This is a genomic window from Lyngbya sp. CCAP 1446/10, assembly GCF_026130175.1.
Classification (GTDB): Bacteria; Cyanobacteriota; Cyanobacteriia; order Cyanobacteriales; family Microcoleaceae; genus Microcoleus.
In genome coordinates this window covers 22,248-39,983 of sequence record NZ_JAIGNI010000055.1, presented here as the reverse complement: position 1 = coordinate 39,983, position 17,736 = coordinate 22,248, and the positions used below count along the sequence as shown (strand labels likewise).

Below are 17,736 nucleotides of genomic sequence, written 5' to 3'. Positions count from 1 at the left end.
CAAAAAATGAAGCGGGCAGCTATGAATAATGATTATATGTTTCTGGTTCTGACTTCTTGTTTCGCCGATCATATCTTAGGTTCTTCTGAACCTTTGTGTCAAGCTTAATGAAGATGCTCTTACCCTGCCCCAGAGAGCAGGAGCGGTAGGACTCGAACCCACAACATTCGAGGTAGAAGCTCGACACTCTATCCAGTTGAGTTACACTCCCATGTTTTTTGTTGATTTGCGCGATTCCCTACGGGATAGCTGCGCTTCACGCACTTTCCGTGCAAGTTATCGGAGCATTGCGTTTTCTCAGTTACTAGAGGGACTCCGCCGATGAGTTACGACACACTCTTTAAAGGATGGCTACTTTCAAGCCAACCTGCCGGGTTCATTGCACTCCTCGTTCGCAAACGCACGCTGATTTTGACAGCGTTACCTTTCCTCTCGTACTAAAGTATGTAGGCTCCAAAGATTGGGACACGCAAAGGGCGATCGCTTTTAATATAAAAATTAACCATTCAATGGAATCAACCTCCTTAAAATCAAGTAAAAACAACGAGAGTGGCAGGACTCGAACCCACAACATCCGCGTCCGAAGCGCGGCGCTCTATCCATTGAGCTACACTCCCTAAATTCGTAGTCCTGGCATGATATTACCCCGCCCTTGCTTGTAAGACAAATGCTCTACCGTTGAGTTACAGGACTGCTAAAGCGGATAACGAGGCTCGAACTCGTGCCTAGAGTTTGGAAGACTCGAATGCTACCGTTACACCATATCCGCAAAATTAAAAATGTAAAACTGCTTTTAGATGCTGCTCCTCATTCTGAAAAAGCTTGATTAATTCGAGGAAAATCGATGGTCAAATTCTACAAATGTCCTTTTTTCTTCGCTAGAGTCGAGGACGGAAAATATTACGCTTTTGAATCTGCCCGAAAATTGACCGTTCGGTAATAAAAAGTCTGCAAACATCTGCGCTACCATTGATGGCTCGTTTCTAAATACGCCACATCCCCAAGCACCTAAAATTAGGGCATCGCAGCCTTTGTCAACAGCTAGCGCTAACAATTTTGCACCGCGTCCGTACAGAGTTTCGCGGATTTTTTCGGTACTTTCTAACTCTTGTCTCCAAATTTGACCAGCATTGGGAGCTGAACTCGTGATGAAATCTACAAGATAAGGTTCCTCAAGCAAAGTTCCATCATCTTTTCGGAATACTGGACAACCGGGAGAGTAAATGAGTCGATCGGAGTAGAGCAGCGATTTCTGAGAGCGATGATACTCGTAGTATTGGGGACATTTTAAAAGGCTTTTGTACAGTGCAGAACTGCGTGCTAAACTTTCTTCTTGTGCTTTAGCGCCTTTGATGAATCCACCACCCGGATTTTTAGCAGAAGCGAAGTTTAGGACTGCAATTTTTGCAAATTGGTGCGATCGCGCTGTACGCTCAGCCCCCACCAGCGTTGTCTCATTTCTCACCATAAATTCGTTTGAGAATTGGGGAGTACCGGAGAGAACATTTTCCTGAATCGCTGACAGGGCTTCGGGTTCGTAGTATGCTGTCCCAGCAAGACAGGATGCTAATTGGCGATCGATCTTAACCTGCTTGCCTTCAGGGGACAAGTAGCAACCATCTTCGATAATTTTTAGCGTGTCTTGAGCGATGGCAATTCTTTTCATGCTTTTTACTCGGATTTGCTGGTGAAAATTAGCGCTGTAACCTCTATAAAAAAGTTAGGATAATTAGATAGACTCCTTCTTAACTTTAGGACAAGCAGGTGGCGAGATTTGAACTCACATAAAAGCTTTACAAGAGCCTTATGTTGCCAGTTACATCACACCTGCAATTTGGTAACGGGGGCAAGAATTGAACTTGCTGATTTGCAGCTTATGAGACTGCCGAGCCTAACCGTTGCTCCATCCCCGCGATATTACCAAATGCCCCTGGCTGGATTTGAACCAGCAACCTTCTCGTTCTAAGCGAGACACCTCTTCCAATTGGGCTACAAGGGCAAATTTTAATTGAGCGATTCTCTACAGAATAGCTGCGATTCATAGACTATTTTAAGCATTGTAACTTCCTCCGATATTTATGGAAAATCCATGCTCCCGACAGGATTTGAACCTGTATAAAACTAGCTTCTCGAACTAGCGCGTCTGCCGTTCCGCCACGAGAGCAAATAGCAGAAATTGGCTGTTAGCCAAGTACCCCTGACAGGATTTGAACCTGCAAAACACCGATTCTGATTCGATGATGTTTTCCAATTACATCACAGAGGTAAAGTCGGGATAGCAGGATTTGAACCTGCAACCTTCGGCTCCCAAAGCCGCCGCGCTACCAAGTTGCGCCACATCCCGTTCATGCTCCCGGTGAGACTCGAACTCACAATCAAAATAGAACAGATTTTAAGTCTGCCGCGTCTGCCAATTCCGCCACAAGAGCAAGTATAAACTTAGTGAAACATTTGGTACTCCTGGTAAGATTTGAACTTACACAACACAAGGTTTGAGCTTGCGGCCTCTGCCAATTGGGCTACAGGAGCGTCATGATTACTGCTATTAGAAAAGCAGAACTCGGAAGGCAGGGTTTGAACCTGCATTGTTCCGCTTTCAAAGAGCGGTGCCATACCAATTAGGCGACTTCCGAATAATTGAATGCCGGGGTAGGCTTTGAACCTACATAAATTCCTGTTTCAGAGACAGGCGACTTTACCAATTTGTCTACCCGGCAATTAAAAAAATGGCTGCCTCAGTAGGACTCGAACCTACAACCATCACGTTAACAGCGTGCAGCTCTACCATTGAGCTATGAGGCAACGCAATCCCCCAAGTCAGTGTCGAACTGACGGCCCCTTGTTCTTCAAACAAGCGCTCTACCAACTGAGCTATCGGGGGAAAACGGAGAAGGAGGGATTTGAACCCCCGACGGGTGTTAAACCGCTCTTTCTTAGCAGGAAAGCGCCATAAGCCTCTCGGCCACTTCTCCAATTGAGCGAGAACGGAGGGATTTGAACCCCCAAATCTTCAGTTGCGCAAACTGAATTGTTGTCCAGTTACAACACATTCTCTCGATCGCAATTGCATATTACATACAGTTGCAAATGGGTCGGGCTGGAATCGAACCAGCAACGCTTTAAGCTACTGTTTTACAGACAGCTACTCATACCAATATGAGAACCGACCCAAGATTGGAAATTTGGTAGGTCGCCGAGGAATTGAACCTCGATCCATCCGCTTAAAAGGCGGCTGCAAAACCATTCTGCCAACGACCTACACAAAGTGCTGACGGGAGTTGAACCCGCAGATCACTTGGGTGAAAACCAAGCGGCTTAAACCATTTGCCTACAGCACTATCGATTTTAGATTTTAGATTGGGAATTTGCGATTTTAGATTGCGATTTTAGATTGCTCCTGCGAATCAGCAAAAACAGAGGTTAGGGCGGGAGTTGAACCCGCGAAATTCGGTTTTGCAGACCGACGCTTTGAGCCGCTCAGCCACCTAACCTGGGAGTCCCGACGAGGTTTGCACTCGCAATCTTCACGCCAGAGAGGGTGACGGATTGACTTTTGCCTGCGGGACTTTGACGGGAGTAACGAGACTTGAACTCGCAATCTTTCGCTCGACAGGCGACTGCTCTAACCAATTGAGCTATACCCCCGTGATAATGAACAATAGAACTCTTGAAAAAGTCCTTGTAATCAAATTTTCGGACGGGCTCTTCGGCCCATCCCACAAAAAGTTTTTTCTCTTGTGGGATGGGCCGAAGAGCCCGTCCTAGCTATTTTTGCAATAGGTCTAATATTTTGTTCTTGAATTACTGAAGTTTGGACGGGGTGGCGGTTGATTCCGCGTACTACAACCCTAGGGAGTTATGGTTGCCGGAGTCTACACCGCCAAATGTCCGCAATTATGTGACATGATTAATGATCTATTCAGTTTTCAAGGTTCGTATTGCTCTTGGGATAATGCTTTGAAGCTCTTTCCCCTTCGCCATACATTTATACTACATTGCGTGTTACAAGAATGTCAAGGGGGTAATACAACTTTTTTTGAAATTAGTTTTTTTGAATGGTAGTCGATCGCCCCAACCAACACTCCCACTCCTCCGAACACACGAAGAATCAAGACATTTGGCTGCTAAACTGGTGCTGTAGCGCGTGGTAAATCCGATGCTGAAACTGTACTACACTCCGATGTCTCTGAATTCTCGCCGCGTATGGGTGGCACTTCTGGAAAAGCAGATTGCGTTTGAGCCGCACTCAACCTCCACGGCGACTTCTAAATTTCTTCAACCCGCTTGGCATGGGTTTCATCTGTATAGGCGCAATCGGGATCGCCCGCAATCGGGATCGCCCGCAAATCGCCCGCATTCGATCGCCCTTCCGATCCCGCTGTCAATCCCCGCTGAGAGATATTTATAAAAAATTCAGTGTTTTTTCCCTGAAATTCGCATTATTATTATCCGCAGTGTGAAGCGAAAGGAATCTCAAGTGAGGGGAAATCATCTGTTTCAAAAACTGAAAAAAGAATGGCGTTTTGTGGCGATCGCCCTGGCCGCTGCTACGATTAGCTTTATCCTCGGTATGCTGATGCCAGGAAACCAACAGGGAAGCGGCAACCCTGCAACCGCCGCGATGCAGGTACAGAACCTTAACCAATCCTTAACCGTAAATCCGTTAGTAAAAAAGGTTGGGGACAATCAAACAGCGTTTAATCTCGATCGCACAATTGAGGAACTTCTCACCGTATTGGAATCCAAAGAAAAACTCTTGACTTTTGTGCCGCCTGAACAGTTTCAGGGAACAACTGTTTTTGAGGGAAAAGTCAAAGATTCTGAGAAAGTGATTGCTTTAACTGTTGATGACGGCCCGTGGCCGGAAACGACGGAACAAATGCTGGATATTTTTAAGCAAAATGATGTTAAAGCAACTTTTTTTTGGCTAGGTCAATCTATCGAAAATTCTCCTGATATTGCTCGCCGAGTTGTCGCAGAAGGTCACGCGATCGGCAATCATACGTGGCATCACTGGTACGATCCGATGGATGCAGCGACGGCGGCTAATGAAATCGATCGCACGGCTAAACTTATTTACGAAACGACGGGAGTTAAGACTACTTTTTTCCGCCCGCCGGGGGGTGTTTTGAATAATGGCTTAGCTAAGTATGCTAAAGAGCAGAATTATGCTGTGGTGATGTGGTCGGTAACTTCTGCCGATACCGATCCGCGCGCTCAACCGTCGGCTTTTGTTAATAATGTATTGAAGGGTGCGAAGCCGGGGGCGATCGTGTTGATGCACGATGGCGGGGGCGATCGATATCGTACTATTAAGGCTTTACCGGAGATGATTGCTGGTTTGAAGAAGCAGGGATATCGGTTTGTGACGGTTCCTGAGTTGCTGGAAATGCAAGGGGAATCAGCAGCGTAAATTGTGTAGGAATTGCGTGTCTTTTTTCGACGATAAAGCTCAGGTTAGAGAAACCCGTTTTCTGCAATAATATTGGTTTTCCAACTAGATATCTACGAAGAAATTGGGTTTCTGATTTCCTGTGCTTAAGTTATCAAAGAGAAAAAAATGGCGATAGATTTTAAATTAAATTCTATAATAAATCAGCGAAGATAATAGTATTTTTTGAGATAAGATGATATGAGAGAACTCAACAAATTAGAACAGAATGGAGTTGAGTTGATAAATGTCGTCGATCGCGAGCTAGTGCGTCACTGGCTGCACACCTTAGATACCTGTCCGAGTACCAACAGTTGGGCGATCGCCCGCGCGGCGCAACTGCACCACGGAGATGTAATATTTACTAAGCGGCAAACCAGCGGGCGCGGCCAACACGATCGCACCTGGCACGCCCCAAACGGTGTTTTGACTGCAAGTTTTGTGCTCGACAACCTCAATCCCCATTTGTTACCCGGACTCAGTTTAGCAGTCGGTTTAGCTGTGATTTTCGCGATCGAGGATTTGGTGCCCGAATGCCGCGATATGCTGCGCCTGAAATGGCCGAATGATGTTTGGATCGATCGCCACAAATTAGCCGGAATTCTCTGTGAAGCCACTTCTGGTAAAATTTTCGGCACTCGCGCCGTTGTGGGAATTGGACTCAACCGCTGCGTAGATTTCGCGGCGGCAGGATTGGATGAAAGGGCGATCGGCAATGCGGTAAGCTTGCATTCTATTGCTAGTAATGTGCCCGATGAATTGTGTTTGCTCGATCGACTGCGGCACTATTTACTCGAACTAGCCGATATGTTTTCCACCACAGACAAGCCCGCCCAAAAGTCCGGTTTAACGCCACTTTTGCCGGAATTGTGCCGCCGCGATGCCCTGATTGGGTGTAATGTGGCGATCGAGCTTTCCTCGGAAACCATCTGCGGAAAAGCCGCCGGGATTGACGGAAGCGGCCGGTTGTTAGTATGCTTGGGCGATCGAATACAAGCCTTTACCTCCGGGCGAGTTCGATTAAATTAAAAATCATTAATCACACCAAATCCGCCTTTAATACCGCCGACTTCTTCTTCTTCAGTCCGCGGAGGCGGACATCGTTTGTGTAGTCGCGAATTCCATTCGCCGACTCTTATTTACCAATTCCCAATTCCCAATTCTCAATTCCCAATTCCCCAATTACCAATTCCCCATTCCCCATTCCCAAATTTAATTTACCACCTCAAATATGACCAATCTGCTCAGCCACAGCGGTTGATTCGCCTCCACACCTTCAGGACGGCCCTTAGTAGAAGCAACTTGAATTCTGTTGCGATTTATCCCTTGTTTAACCAGAGCAGCTTTCACATTTATCGCCCTTTCCAGAGCCAACTTTTGATTTTCCGCAGGACTGCTGTTAAAATCGCTGTAACCAACTACCCTCAAACTCTTCGTGCTATTTTCCTCCATATATTCCTTGACTTTCCCAAGCTTTTGTGCTGCATCTTTCGGCGACAAAATTACCGAACCCACACCAAAATAAAGGCGAACATCTATCGCCTGTGACGGCGGTTGAGTGCCTATTCCCACTGTATTTGTTACAGACTTCACCCCCGGAATTTTCTCAAAAGCTTGAGTGATTTTCTGAGCATCTGTCGCTTTGCTCACGCTCCCTGCAACGGCGACTTTTCCCTCTGCATAACGAGCCGAGATATTAATGCTTTCTAATTTATTCAAAAGAGCCACAGTCCGCTTGACATCGGCTTCTGTTAAAACTGGATCGGGAGGTACTTCAACGGCTATAATTTTATTGTCAATTCTTAATTTAGGAGCGGCTTGCTGAGCGATTTTTTCTGCTTTCGCTCGCAGCTTTTGATTCGGCACTCGTCCCGAAATCTCCAATACTTGATCTTTGACATCTGCCACAAGGCGATAAACCGATAACTCTGGAACAGATTGTAAAGCTAAATTTGTATCTGCTTCTAAAGTCGCTGCAATTGAGCTGCGGTATTGATGAATACCCCAAGGTACGCCAATTAAACCTAACGCTGCCAAACCGATTATTGGTAAAATTGGAATTTTAGCAGATTTAACTTTTACCTCTGTATCGATTAACTTTTGCAAATTCAATTTTACTTCAGGAGGTACACAGGTTGGATCTCCGTTAAATGCCTGAATTTTATCCCCGTATTCTTGAACAATATTTTTGAATATCGCTCGCATTTTGTACTTAAACCACTGGCGAGTTCCTCCTTCGATAACTACTGCTAAATAACACGAACCGGCTACTTCCAATACGATCGAAGATGTCCCGTATTCTATGGCATCAATCTCTGCAAAATTTCCCGATTGAGATATACAGTCGTTGACAAAAGAGCGAATAGCAGTCAGCATCCCCGATATCATTTCTGATTCTAGCTCTTCGCTTGCAGACGGCTGCACTGCCGAAATTACTAAGCCTGATGCTGCTTGGATTAAAAATACAGCTTTAACAGTCAATGGTGTTGTTTCTTTCATCAGCAATTCAGCTTCAGAAATTCCCTGCAATTTGGCTTTAATTTTGCGAGTGATTCCCTCTGGGCTTAACGATTTTTCGATTTTTTCGTTAATATCCCGCATCGTCTCGGCTATATATTTTAAAATTGTGCTGCCAATGATCGGATAGAGTGCATCTGACATGGCTTCTTGTTTGAGAACAATTTGCTGTCTGATGGCAGAGGCAATTTCTGGTGCGATCGCCATTGCAATTTCATCGGGCGATTCACTGATTCTGTTGCTGATTCCCACAGGAAGAGACGCCGCTATGGCTAATCCCATCGACTGCCTGTTTTCTCGGGTTTTGATATTAATTACTTCATCAATTATCGGAGCTATGGTTTCGGCAAATAATTGTCTTGACTCATTAATTGTTTGGAGCATCATTTGGGGGAAAATCATTTTAATTTTCGCCACTAATTCTTCCCGATCGCCTCCCCATTCCGCATCAGTTATTTTGCGATCGAGATCCTCTACTTTAACGTTGAGATTGTAATTATAACCTACCGCTTCATCTAATAATGGTAAAATAGATTGGATCACCGATTTTTGCAGTTGGGTGTGATGGCTAACCATCAGCTCGTCAATCAAAGGTTTTAGTAAATCTGTAAACAAGTCTGTCGATTGATAAATCCGGTGTTCGATCGCCACAATCTTTTGTTCGATATTCCCCAGTCTTTCATCAATCCTTTTATTCTGAATTATCGCATCGACAGCCGGGGCGATCGCAGATTCTATCTCTAACTTTGCTTCCCGAATGCTTCCAGACAGCATTTCTACGATCGCAGGCATGATTCTGCCCATCAACCCTTCTATCTCAGCTAAAACTTGCTGCTGAACTTCGACAATCTTATTTTCATTTTGCAATATTTGTGCTGCAATACCGCTGTTTTGAATAGCAGTATTGACAGCAGGTGCGATCGCCTCTCTCACCTCGAACTTTGTCTCGTCGATTTTGCGATTCAGCGACTCAATCATTAACGGCATCAACCGTGCCATAATTTCTTCCGGCTGAGACTTTTGCTGTCGGTGCAGATTATTTAGTCTACTTTCTACATCGCTCAATTTTCCTGGAACTTCTCTTTGCAGCATTGCTGATTCTATCAAAGGTTCGATCGCCGCAGCTACCTCTAATTTTGATTCATCGATTTTCCGGTTCAGCAAATCAGTGATTGCCGGCATCAACATCGCCATGATCTCTTCAGGCTTCTGAATTGGCGACTGTTGCGTAGCCAGCCGGCCCTCAATGATGCTCAATACTTTTTCTTCTATTTCTACCCAAGCTATTCTTACCTGTACTGAAGGGGCGACAGTTGCTATAACTTCTAACTTTAATTCACTAATTTTGCGGTTCAGCAAGTCGCTAACTATCGGCACTAGATGCTTGATTAAATCTTCTGGTTGCTGCTGGGAACGCTGCTGAATATTCGCAAATTTATCTTCAATTATTACTACTTGTTTTTCCAGTCCGTTTTGATTATCAATTACTTGATTGATTGTCGGTGCGATCGCCGCTGCTACCTCTAATTTAGACTCTTCTACCTTGCGGTTGAGCATCTCGCCCACTAACGGCATCAGCCGTTTGATTAACTGTTCAGGATTCGGCAGTTGCTGGTGGTTGAAGTTAGCAATTTGATTTTCCAAATCCGCTAATTTTGCCTGAAATTCCAGGCGATTCATTTTATCGTTGCTGGCGAGTTCGATCGCGTTGTTTAATTCAGACTTCAACCGCTCTAACTCCTCTGTTACCAACTCAGGGATTAACGGCTTTAATAAATTTATCAATTCTTTCGGTTCAGACATGAGGTTCTCAAAATTTTCCAACCTTTCTTCGACGCTGAAAATATTACTATAAAATTCTGGCAAATCCCTTTCAAACAGCAGTTGCTGCAACCGCTTAAACTCCTCCACTGCTTGTTCTAATTCTTCCTCCGACGGTCGATAATTGTTGGCTACATTCGCGATTCTAGATAAATCTGCTGCCTGATTATTTTTTGGTAGTCTTTCAGATGGTATCTCTTCATGATTATTCAACACTTCCGGCACAACAGCAGGTGATTCGATCAGAAAAGACAATTGGTTGCGCCGGTTTTCTTCTTCCTCAAGTCGCTCTGCCGACTTTTCAGAGGGCGGTAACTTCAGTTCGATAGGTTCTTTTTTAAATTGCTTAAGTAACTGTATTTCAGTCAGTATGATTAGCAATTCCTGAAGTTGATCTCCAGCTTTAGAACTTGCCACAGGTGCCTCTGACACTTCTGTTTTTGACTGATATATTTTGCTTGAATTATCATTAGATGCTGCCATACTGTGCTACCAAAATCTGATTTTAACCGATCGACTAAAATAACCAGCTTGCTTGCCGCCTCGCGCCAGCGAACACAATTTTGCGCAGTGTCAGACGTACTAAAGCTATTGCCCTATTTTAGCTGCTACTCTGCGACTAGCCAACTGGGCAGCCAACTGCAATGCTGCTGTCATGCTGGAGGCATCGGCAATTCCTTGACCTACAATATCAAAAGCTGTGCCGTGATCGGGAGATGTGCGGACAAAGGGTAAGCCAATTGTAGTGTTGACTGCTTTGTCGAAAGCCATCAATTTGACTGGAATCAAGCCTTGGTCGTGATACATTGCCAAGTAACCGTCGTGAGCTTCTTTGGCTAAGCCGTACCAAACTTTAGCTGGTTTTACCCACATGGTATCCGGGGGGACTGGCCCGTCTAACCGCACTTGAGGAAAACGATCGCGCTGCGTTTCCAACCACGGTATCATCCAATCTTGCTCTTCATTTCCCAGTTTGCCATTTTCCCCACTGTGAGGGTTTAAGCCAGAAATCGCAATTTTCGGTCTTTCGATCCCAAAATCTTCCCGCAAACAGTCTATCAGCAATTCTAGTTTTTCGCTGAGCAATTCTGGAGTCAAAGCATTCGGTACTTGACGCAGGGAAATATGTGTGGTAGCGAGTAAAGTTACCAGCGTCCAACCGCTGTGAGGAGATGTGGCGGCAAACAGCATTCCGAACCGCTGCGATGAAGCCCTTTCTGCGAGGAGTTCTGTTTGTCCAGGATAATTGTAACCGGCCGCTTGCCAGCAAGTTTTGGAAATTGGGCCGGTGACAATGGCCGAGAATTCGCCGGCAAGGGTACGGGCGATCGCGCTTTCCATGTACGCAAAGCTAGCCGCCCCACTAGCCGCATTCCCGACACCGGGGACAATTTCACCCCACTTGCTGTCTGGTTCGATATCAATAATGTTTAATGTTTCGGGATTTGCCGCTGCGGTTGCTGGATCGATCGATCGCAACCGATCGTAAGTTTCCTGCAAAATCATCCTAGAACCGAAAACCGTCACCATCAAAGCAGCAGCCGGATCTGCCAAGGCTTTGAGGATCACTTCCGGGCCTATTCCCGCCGGATCTCCCAGAGTTACAGCTAGTTTTGATTCCCGATCGAGACTCAAGGCAGTTTTCTCCCCAAAAAATACAGCAATTTCAGCAGTGAGATTTTAGCATTCATGTAGCTGGTTGCCCCAAATTATATTATTATCTTTATCTAATGCGATCGCCCAATTAGACATATAAAACCATGAATCCTGAAATTTTCAATGCAGCCTTTTTGTCCTTTTCCCTAATTTTCGTGGGTATAGGCGGAGGCTTCCTCCTGCTCAAACTGCAAGGCGGCGAAGAATAAGTTTTTGTAACAATCATTCAGAAGTCTTCTAAGTTAAGCCTTCTAGCTTCTGCCTGCCACCCAGAGCCAGCCTGCTGCCGAAGCTTTCAAGTCCAAAATGAGAAAAAATCAGGCTTTTGTTAAGTTTTTATAAAAAACATAACGAAAACCTGATACTATCTTATAGAAAGTTTAAGATTCATAAATTAATCCCTAGATGACTTTATTGATTGTAGGAGCCACAGGCACCCTCGGCCGCCAAATAGCCCGCCGCGCCCTAGACGAGGGCTACCAGGTGCGCTGTTTAGTCAGAAATTACAGAAAAGCTGCATTTTTGAAAGAATGGGGCGCTGAACTCGTACCGGGGAACCTTTGTCAGCCCGACAGCTTGATTCCTGCACTAGAAGGCGTCACTGCTATCATCGATGCAGCAACAGCCAGCGCGGCAGATTCTGTCAGCATCAAAAGAGTAGACTGGGACGGAAAAGTATCGCTAATCCAAGCAGCAGCAGCAGCAGGCATCAAGCGTTACATATTCTTTTCTTTTCTCGATGCCGAGAAATATCCGCAAGTTCCCTTGTTGGAAATCAAGCGCTGTACCGAGCTTTTCTTAGCAGAATCCGGTCTAGATTACACAATCTTGAGACCTTGCGGATTTTTGCAAGGACTGGTGAACCTGTACGCAATGCCGATTTTGGACAATCAGGCAGTCTGGCTGCCCAACAAGCCGTCAGCCCTTGCTTATATGAACACTCAGGACGTTGCGAAGTTTGCCGTCCGGGCGCTTTCGGTTCCCGAAACCGTCAATAAAACCTTTCCGGTAGTGGGAAATCGAGCTTGGGATGCTGAAGAAATCGTGCGGTTGTGCGAGCGGCTTTCTGGGAAGCAAGCTAAAATCACGCGCACCCCAGATGCCTTGTTGCAGGCCACCCGTCAACTTGCTAAGTTCTTTCAGTGGAGTTGGAACGTAGCTGACAGATTGGCTTTTTCAGAAGTTTTAGCAGCCGGAAAACCCTTGAAAGCTCCGATGGATGAAGTTTACAGCGTCTTCGGAATCGACCCCAAAGAAACTACTACTTTGGAGTCTTATCTGGAAGAATACTTTAATCTGATTATGAAGAAGCTCAAGGAAATAGAGTACGAGCAGCTTAAGACTAAAAAACGGAGTAAACAAAAAATGCCCTTTACATTTTAAAGTGCCGAAAGCTGGAATTATATACAACGACGTTAAACCAGTCTCTTGTCGCATCGCTGAAGAGTTGAAAGACAAGCTGACTGCCCGCGGCTGGGAGGTCTGCGCGGTTTCCGGTGCCGGGGGAATTTTGGGCTATTCTAGCCCCGATCGCCCCATGTGCCACACTCCGATCGATCAACTTGTCCCTCCCGGTTTTGATAGCGACATGGAGTTTGCAGTGGTTTTGGGTGGCGACGGTACGGTGCTGTCTGCGTTTCGCCAAGTTGCTCCCATCGGAGTGCCACTGCTGACTGTCAATACTGGTCATATGGGCTTTTTAACAGAAACTTATCTGAACTTGCTCCCGCAAGCTTTGGAAAAAGTGATCGCTGGAGAATACGAAATAGAAGAAAGGTCAATGCTGGCCGTGCGGCTGTTTCGAGAAAATGACTGCCTTTGGGAAGCGCTTTGTCTCAATGAAATGGTGCTGCACCGCGAACCGCTGACTTGTATGTGTCATTTTGAAGTCGCGATCGGGAATCACGCCTCTATTGACATTGCCGCAGATGGAGTAATTATCTCGACTCCGACAGGATCGACGGCTTACGCCCTTTCTGCCGGCGGGCCTGTAATTGTTCCCGGAATACCGGTGCTACAATTGATCCCTATTTGCCCCCATTCGATGGCTTCGCGGGCTTTGGTGTTTTCCAACACCGAACCGGTCAAAATTTTGCCGGCGAGTCCGAATCGCCTGGTAATGGTGGTAGATGGGAACGGCGGATGTTATGTTTTGCCGGAGGATTGGGTGCAAGTGGAGCGATCGCCCTACCCAGCGCGTTTTGTTCGGATACAATCCTTTGAGTTTTTCCACATTTTGCGGGAAAAATTAGGCTGGGGTTTGCCTCACATTGCTAAACCGAATTCCGTTGAATTGCCTTAATAGTTGTTGGTAGTTAGCGGAGTGTAGCGGATGGCTCAAGTCCCGTCCTTTTAGGGCGGGTTTTTCTTCGCCTTCAGGTTTCTAAGTTTTTTCGCAGGATAAAGCTCGATCGCAGTCTCCTACGGAATCCTTAATTCTCGATCGAGATTCCGAACCATCTCCAAGGTGAGGCAGCGTTTACGAGATAACGGTATAGTTGGAGTGTCTTCATTTCTATTCACTCTGCTTAGGACGGATTTCAAATTCTGAACGTGCCCGGAAGAAACAGACATCAAACTCGAAGAAGAAATTAGCTTGCCCCAAAATCAAAGGTACATTGGTTGCTTGTGTCCAGGCAAATGCCAGGTTAAGCGTTGGGAATGAACTAACTCGCGCATTAACAACGACTGCGCGGGCTTCAAATCGAGCCAAATTCCCAGCCAATACGATTGAGAGTGTCTCATTTTCCCAGACTAAGCCCAGTTGTAGCCCTAACTCGTAGGGCAAAACATTAACGCTTGCGCCTGTATCTAGTAAGCCCTCAGCGTTCAAGGATTGACCGTTCAGGCTGAGTGTCAATGGCAGATAGGGCATTCGATCGACCATGCCAAGACTGCTGTCAATGATTTTGTAGGGAAATCTCTGAGCGTCAATCATTCTGTTCTTGTTGTTTTGTCGTCAGAAGATTCATTAAAACATTGGCAGCCTCAGAGCAATTGTAAGGCGACCAGACCGGATACTCTCGATCGGCAACAAAAAAGTTTGTTGCATCTTCTTCTTTGACCAGTTCTGTTGCCAGAAACTGCATCAGCCGAAGCTTGTCAATTTTTGAGAGTTCCTGGATTTGGGACTTGAGTTCAGCCAATGGCATTTTAAAATCTCCTCGTTTGAGGTTTGGCGAAAAGATTGGATCTACTAGCTTGTTGCATGGGTGCGCGATCGAAGCGTGTCTATTGATTCTACCAATTTTCTGTAGGTCAAGCTGTCGATCGAGCTTCCGAACCATCTCCAAGGTCAGGCAGTGTTTACGAGATAACGGCTAAGATAAGCGGTGGCAGATAATTTCGGCATCCCTACTAGAATCTCTTGTCCGTCCGTTTTATCGACTTGTTAGACCACATATCATAAAACATGAAGCGATCGCCTGCTTTGAGGGTTGTTTTATTGTTCGTCTTCAAATGCGCCAAGAGCATCATCGAACTTGTTGATAATGTCGAGTAATTGCAACACGACGCGATCGAAGATTTTTTTGCGCTCTAATAGTTTGGGTTTTTCGTTACAGGCATTCAGAACTGTCTCGCGTAACGGTTCCTTGCCTGAGAATTTGTAGTCGGCGATCATTTGGTTGACGGCTTCGAGTTTCAGATTTTCCTTGAGACAGAGTTGGCGCACGGCGACCGTGCGTTCTTGATTCCAGAAGTTTTGAAATACGGTTTCGATCGCCTCTTCTGGCTTAATTATGGGCATCTGTTCGTCAATGAATTTTTCAATGAGATCCCGTTTACTGCGTAATTGAACCTCTTGCCCAACGAGTTCGAGAATAGACTCTTTTCTCTTCTGATAGTCTTCCTCGCTAGTTTTGGTATTTTGTCGGAGTTCTGCTAAGAGTTTAAGAATGTAGGAAACGTTGATTTCGTCGCGTTGAATGAGTTCTAGTTCAAAATCAACTTCTTCAATGATGGATTCTTTTTCTTCCTCTTTGCGCGATCGCGTTCGATCGTGGATATCGAGATACTTGCTCTTATAGTCGTCAAAGGTCTGTTCGTCCATGTTCAGGTCAGTAAAATTAAACTCGGTGAAGGATTTACTGACGTTGAGTAAACGGATGAGATTACGAAAGGCTTTCACAAATTCCACTTGATCGTCTTCGCTGATCAGTTTATTGACATCGTTGGGGATAGTGGCGATCGCCCTCAATGCCTCCACACCTTTGTTAAACTCTTCAATGTAGTGTTCGTAGGGTTCAATAAATATCTTTTCATTGGCATTGGGATCGGAGAAAAGGCGGACGGCTTGGTCGGTGTTTTCTTTGAGGTTACGGAAGCAGACAATATTGCCTTGGGATTTGAGTTCGCCCAAAATGCGGTTGGTGCGGGAATAGGCTTGAATCAGTCCGTGATACTGGAGATTTTTATCAACGTAGAGGGTATTGAGCTTTTTGACATCGAAACCCGTGAGGAACATATTGACGACTAACAGAATATCGGCACGTTCTTGATCCTGAGCGTTTTCCCGATCGCGGTCTTTCATCCGCTTGGAGATGTCTTTGTAGTAGGTGTAGAAGGCTTTGCTGTCTCTGACGGAATGTTGGGTTTGATAGAGGGCGTTGTAATCGTTGATAAATTCGGCGAGTTTGTCGCGGCTATGGGAACTGTTGCTGGTTTTTAAATCAAAATCGGGTTCGCCGATTAAGCCATTTGCCTCTTCGTCGTCTTCGTTAATGCTGGGGGTGAAAATCGTCACGACTCGCAAGTCATGTAAACCCTGTTTTTGTTTATTTTTAAAGGTTTCGTAATAGGTCAGTAAGCTATCAATATTACTGACGCAGAGCATGGCGGAGAATTTTTTATTGTGGGTTTTGCGGTTATGGTTTTCTACGATCCAATCAACGATTAGGGAAATGCGATCGGGGTTTTCAAAAAATTCGCGATCGAGTTTAGGTTCGGTAATGAGGCTGCCGTCTTTGCGTTTGATTTTTCCCCAATATTCAACGGAGAATTTAAGCACGTTTTCATCGGCGATCGCATTAGTGATCACATATCTATGCAGACACTCTTGGAATAAATCTTTGGTGGTACGTTTGCCATAGGCATTACTGGCGGCGTTGTCGGCGAAGATGGGTGTGCCAGTAAAGCCAAACATTTGGGCGTTGGGGAAAAATTTGACAATATTTTTATGGGTTTCGCCAAATTGGGAACGGTGACATTCATCGAAAATAAAAACGATACGCTGATTCCGCAGGGGTTCCATGACAGATTCATGGCGAGGGTTTCGGATGGCGTTATTCAGTTTTTGGATGGTGGTGACAATGAGATTGCTGTCGCCTGTCATCTGATTGACGAGTTCTGTGGTGCTATCGGTTGTATCTACACAGCCGGCGCTAAAGTCGTTGAATTCTTTGCTGGTTTGGTAGTCGAGGTCGGCGCGATCGACCACAAACAGCACTTTATGGACTTTGGGGAGGGCAGTAAGGATTTGGGCGGCTTTGAAGCTGGTGAGGGTTTTGCCTGAGCCTGTGGTGTGCCAGATATAGCCGTTTTTGTCCGTGGTTTTGACGCGCTCAATGATGGCTTCGACGGCGTAGTATTGGTAGGGACGTAGCACCATCAGCACTTTGTCGGACTGGTGCAGGACGATGTATTTGCAGATCATTTTGGAGATGTGGCATTTCTCCAAAAAGGCGGTGGCGAAGTCGTCGAGTTGGGTGATGAGGTTGTTTTGTGAGTCTGCCCAGTAGAAGGTTTGTTTGTATTCTTGTTTGCGGTTGTTGGCGTAGTAGCGAGTATTTACGCCGTTGGAGATGACAAAAATTTGCACATATTGAAATAGTCCGAAGTCTGCACCGTAGGAGTGGCGTTGGTAGCGGTTGATTTGGTTGAATGCTTCTTTTAGTTCGAGTCCTCGGCGTTTGAGTTCGATTTGAACAAGGGGCAAGCCGTTGATTAATAAAGTTACGTCGTAGCGGTTTTTGTATTTGCCTTGTTGGGCGATCTGGTTGGTGACTTGGTATTGGTTTTGACACCAGTGTTCGGTGTTGAGAAATTCGAGATAGGTGGGTGTGCCATCATCACGGATGAGGAGCATTCTGTCACGGAGGCGATCGGCGCGATCGAAGACGTTGCCTTTGTCGAGGTGGTTGAGGACTCGTTTAAATTCTTCGGGGCTAAGTTGGGTATTGTTATGTTTTTCGAGTTGGGCTTTGAGGTTGGTGGTGAGGTCGGCGGCGTTGCGGATGGTGACGGGTTCGTAACCGAGTCCCGTTAAGCGTTGGATCAAATTTTGTTCTAGTTGTGCTTCAGATTCAGTCATG

At 45.7% G+C, this 17,736-nt stretch carries 11 protein-coding genes and 22 tRNA genes; 5 read left to right on the top strand and 28 right to left on the bottom strand.

All coding sequences use genetic code 11. From position 1 onward, the window contains the following. Positions 1–137 precede the first annotated feature (137 nt). From K4039_RS20740 to K4039_RS20630, 23 genes are all read right to left on the bottom strand, one after another. A tRNA-Arg gene (locus K4039_RS20740) sits at positions 138–211 on the bottom strand. 333 nt (positions 212–544) lie between these two features. After that, positions 545–617 (bottom strand) — tRNA-Arg (locus K4039_RS20735). A gap of 81 nt (positions 618–698) precedes the next feature. Next, positions 699–769 (bottom strand) — tRNA-Gly (locus tag K4039_RS20730). A gap of 57 nt (positions 770–826) precedes the next feature. Beyond that, positions 827–1,666 carry a TIGR02452 family protein gene (locus K4039_RS20725; RefSeq protein ID WP_265238061.1) on the bottom strand — a complete coding sequence of 280 codons (840 nt, stop codon included), beginning with the start codon at positions 1,664–1,666 and terminating at the stop codon, positions 827–829. Positions 1,667–1,759: 93 nt separating this feature from the next. Then, a tRNA-Thr gene (locus K4039_RS20720) sits at positions 1,760–1,831 on the bottom strand. A gap of 4 nt (positions 1,832–1,835) precedes the next feature. Beyond that, positions 1,836–1,914, bottom strand: a tRNA-Met gene (locus tag K4039_RS20715). An 11-nt stretch (positions 1,915–1,925) separates the two neighbouring features. Beyond that, positions 1,926–1,999, bottom strand: a tRNA-Leu gene (locus K4039_RS20710). A 91-nt stretch (positions 2,000–2,090) separates the two neighbouring features. Continuing rightward, positions 2,091–2,164, bottom strand: a tRNA-Leu gene (locus tag K4039_RS20705). A gap of 28 nt (positions 2,165–2,192) precedes the next feature. Beyond that, positions 2,193–2,266: transfer RNA gene (locus K4039_RS20700), tRNA-Leu, on the bottom strand. 4 nt (positions 2,267–2,270) lie between these two features. After that, positions 2,271–2,344: transfer RNA gene (locus tag K4039_RS20695), tRNA-Pro, on the bottom strand. 4 nt (positions 2,345–2,348) lie between these two features. After that, a tRNA-Leu gene (locus K4039_RS20690) sits at positions 2,349–2,429 on the bottom strand. Positions 2,430–2,452: 23 nt separating this feature from the next. Further along, a tRNA-Leu gene (locus K4039_RS20685) sits at positions 2,453–2,529 on the bottom strand. 30 nt (positions 2,530–2,559) lie between these two features. Further along, positions 2,560–2,633, bottom strand: a tRNA-Gln gene (locus K4039_RS20680). 8 nt (positions 2,634–2,641) lie between these two features. Beyond that, positions 2,642–2,717, bottom strand: a tRNA-Gln gene (locus K4039_RS20675). A 10-nt stretch (positions 2,718–2,727) separates the two neighbouring features. After that, positions 2,728–2,802 (bottom strand) — tRNA-Asn (locus K4039_RS20670). A gap of 6 nt (positions 2,803–2,808) precedes the next feature. Next, a tRNA-Phe gene (locus tag K4039_RS20665) sits at positions 2,809–2,881 on the bottom strand. 4 nt (positions 2,882–2,885) lie between these two features. Continuing rightward, positions 2,886–2,972: transfer RNA gene (locus tag K4039_RS20660), tRNA-Ser, on the bottom strand. A 7-nt stretch (positions 2,973–2,979) separates the two neighbouring features. After that, positions 2,980–3,054: transfer RNA gene (locus K4039_RS20655), tRNA-Arg, on the bottom strand. A 34-nt stretch (positions 3,055–3,088) separates the two neighbouring features. Next, a tRNA-Tyr gene (locus tag K4039_RS20650) sits at positions 3,089–3,170 on the bottom strand. 13 nt (positions 3,171–3,183) lie between these two features. Further along, positions 3,184–3,258 (bottom strand) — tRNA-Lys (locus tag K4039_RS20645). Positions 3,259–3,263: 5 nt separating this feature from the next. Then, positions 3,264–3,338, bottom strand: a tRNA-Glu gene (locus K4039_RS20640). A 79-nt stretch (positions 3,339–3,417) separates the two neighbouring features. Further along, positions 3,418–3,491, bottom strand: a tRNA-Cys gene (locus K4039_RS20635). 80 nt (positions 3,492–3,571) lie between these two features. Then, positions 3,572–3,645 (bottom strand) — tRNA-Asp (locus tag K4039_RS20630). Between the two features lie 832 nt (positions 3,646–4,477). Here K4039_RS20630 and K4039_RS20620 point away from each other — a divergent pair. Together K4039_RS20620 and K4039_RS20615 are read left to right on the top strand one after the other, a co-directional pair. Continuing rightward, on the top strand, positions 4,478–5,413 hold the full coding sequence (locus K4039_RS20620; RefSeq protein WP_265238059.1) for a polysaccharide deacetylase family protein: 936 nt from the start codon (positions 4,478–4,480) through the stop codon (positions 5,411–5,413). A 219-nt stretch (positions 5,414–5,632) separates the two neighbouring features. Further along, complete coding sequence (locus K4039_RS20615) at positions 5,633–6,460, top strand: biotin--[acetyl-CoA-carboxylase] ligase (protein ID WP_265238057.1); 828 nt, start codon at positions 5,633–5,635, stop codon at positions 6,458–6,460. A gap of 183 nt (positions 6,461–6,643) precedes the next feature. Here K4039_RS20615 and K4039_RS20610 read toward each other — a convergent pair whose 3' ends face one another. Both K4039_RS20610 and pdxA read right to left on the bottom strand, forming a co-directional pair. Next, positions 6,644–10,252 (bottom strand): OmpA family protein, encoded by a 3,609-nt coding sequence (locus tag K4039_RS20610; protein ID WP_265238055.1) that lies wholly within the window; start codon positions 10,250–10,252, stop codon positions 6,644–6,646. 105 nt (positions 10,253–10,357) lie between these two features. Continuing rightward, the gene (gene pdxA, locus K4039_RS20605; protein ID WP_265238053.1) at positions 10,358–11,404 is read right to left on the bottom strand and encodes a 4-hydroxythreonine-4-phosphate dehydrogenase PdxA; all 1,047 of its coding nucleotides are present in this window, start codon (positions 11,402–11,404) and stop codon (positions 10,358–10,360) included. 125 nt (positions 11,405–11,529) lie between these two features. Here pdxA and petM point away from each other — a divergent pair, with 125 nt between their 5' ends. The 3 genes from petM to K4039_RS20590 all read left to right on the top strand — a co-directional run bounded on the left by petM (position 11,530) and on the right by K4039_RS20590 (position 13,727). Continuing rightward, positions 11,530–11,634: a cytochrome b6-f complex subunit PetM gene (gene petM / locus K4039_RS20600; RefSeq protein WP_172189541.1), complete on the top strand. Its 105-nt coding sequence runs from the start codon at positions 11,530–11,532 to the stop codon at positions 11,632–11,634. Between the two features lie 196 nt (positions 11,635–11,830). Beyond that, complete coding sequence (locus K4039_RS20595; protein ID WP_265238044.1) at positions 11,831–12,808, top strand: NmrA family NAD(P)-binding protein; 978 nt, start codon at positions 11,831–11,833, stop codon at positions 12,806–12,808. Between the two features lies 1 nt (position 12,809). Beyond that, entirely contained in the window at positions 12,810–13,727 is a 918-nt protein-coding gene (locus K4039_RS20590; RefSeq protein ID WP_265238042.1) for an NAD(+) kinase, read from the top strand. A gap of 213 nt (positions 13,728–13,940) precedes the next feature. Here the strand turns inward: K4039_RS20590 and K4039_RS20585 are convergent, their stop codons facing one another. The 3 genes from K4039_RS20585 to K4039_RS20575 form a co-directional block, all read right to left on the bottom strand. Continuing rightward, on the bottom strand, positions 13,941–14,363 hold the full coding sequence (locus K4039_RS20585) for a retroviral-like aspartic protease family protein (RefSeq protein WP_265238040.1): 423 nt from the start codon (positions 14,361–14,363) through the stop codon (positions 13,941–13,943). Next, on the bottom strand, positions 14,356–14,712 hold the full coding sequence (locus K4039_RS20580; RefSeq protein ID WP_265238038.1) for a hypothetical protein: 357 nt from the start codon (positions 14,710–14,712) through the stop codon (positions 14,356–14,358). The genes K4039_RS20585 and K4039_RS20580 overlap by 8 nt, the downstream gene beginning before the upstream one ends. A 155-nt stretch (positions 14,713–14,867) precedes the next feature. Next, the gene (locus K4039_RS20575) at positions 14,868–17,735 is read right to left on the bottom strand and encodes a type I restriction endonuclease subunit R (RefSeq protein WP_265238036.1); all 2,868 of its coding nucleotides are present in this window, start codon (positions 17,733–17,735) and stop codon (positions 14,868–14,870) included. Between the last annotated feature and the right edge of the window lies 1 nt (position 17,736).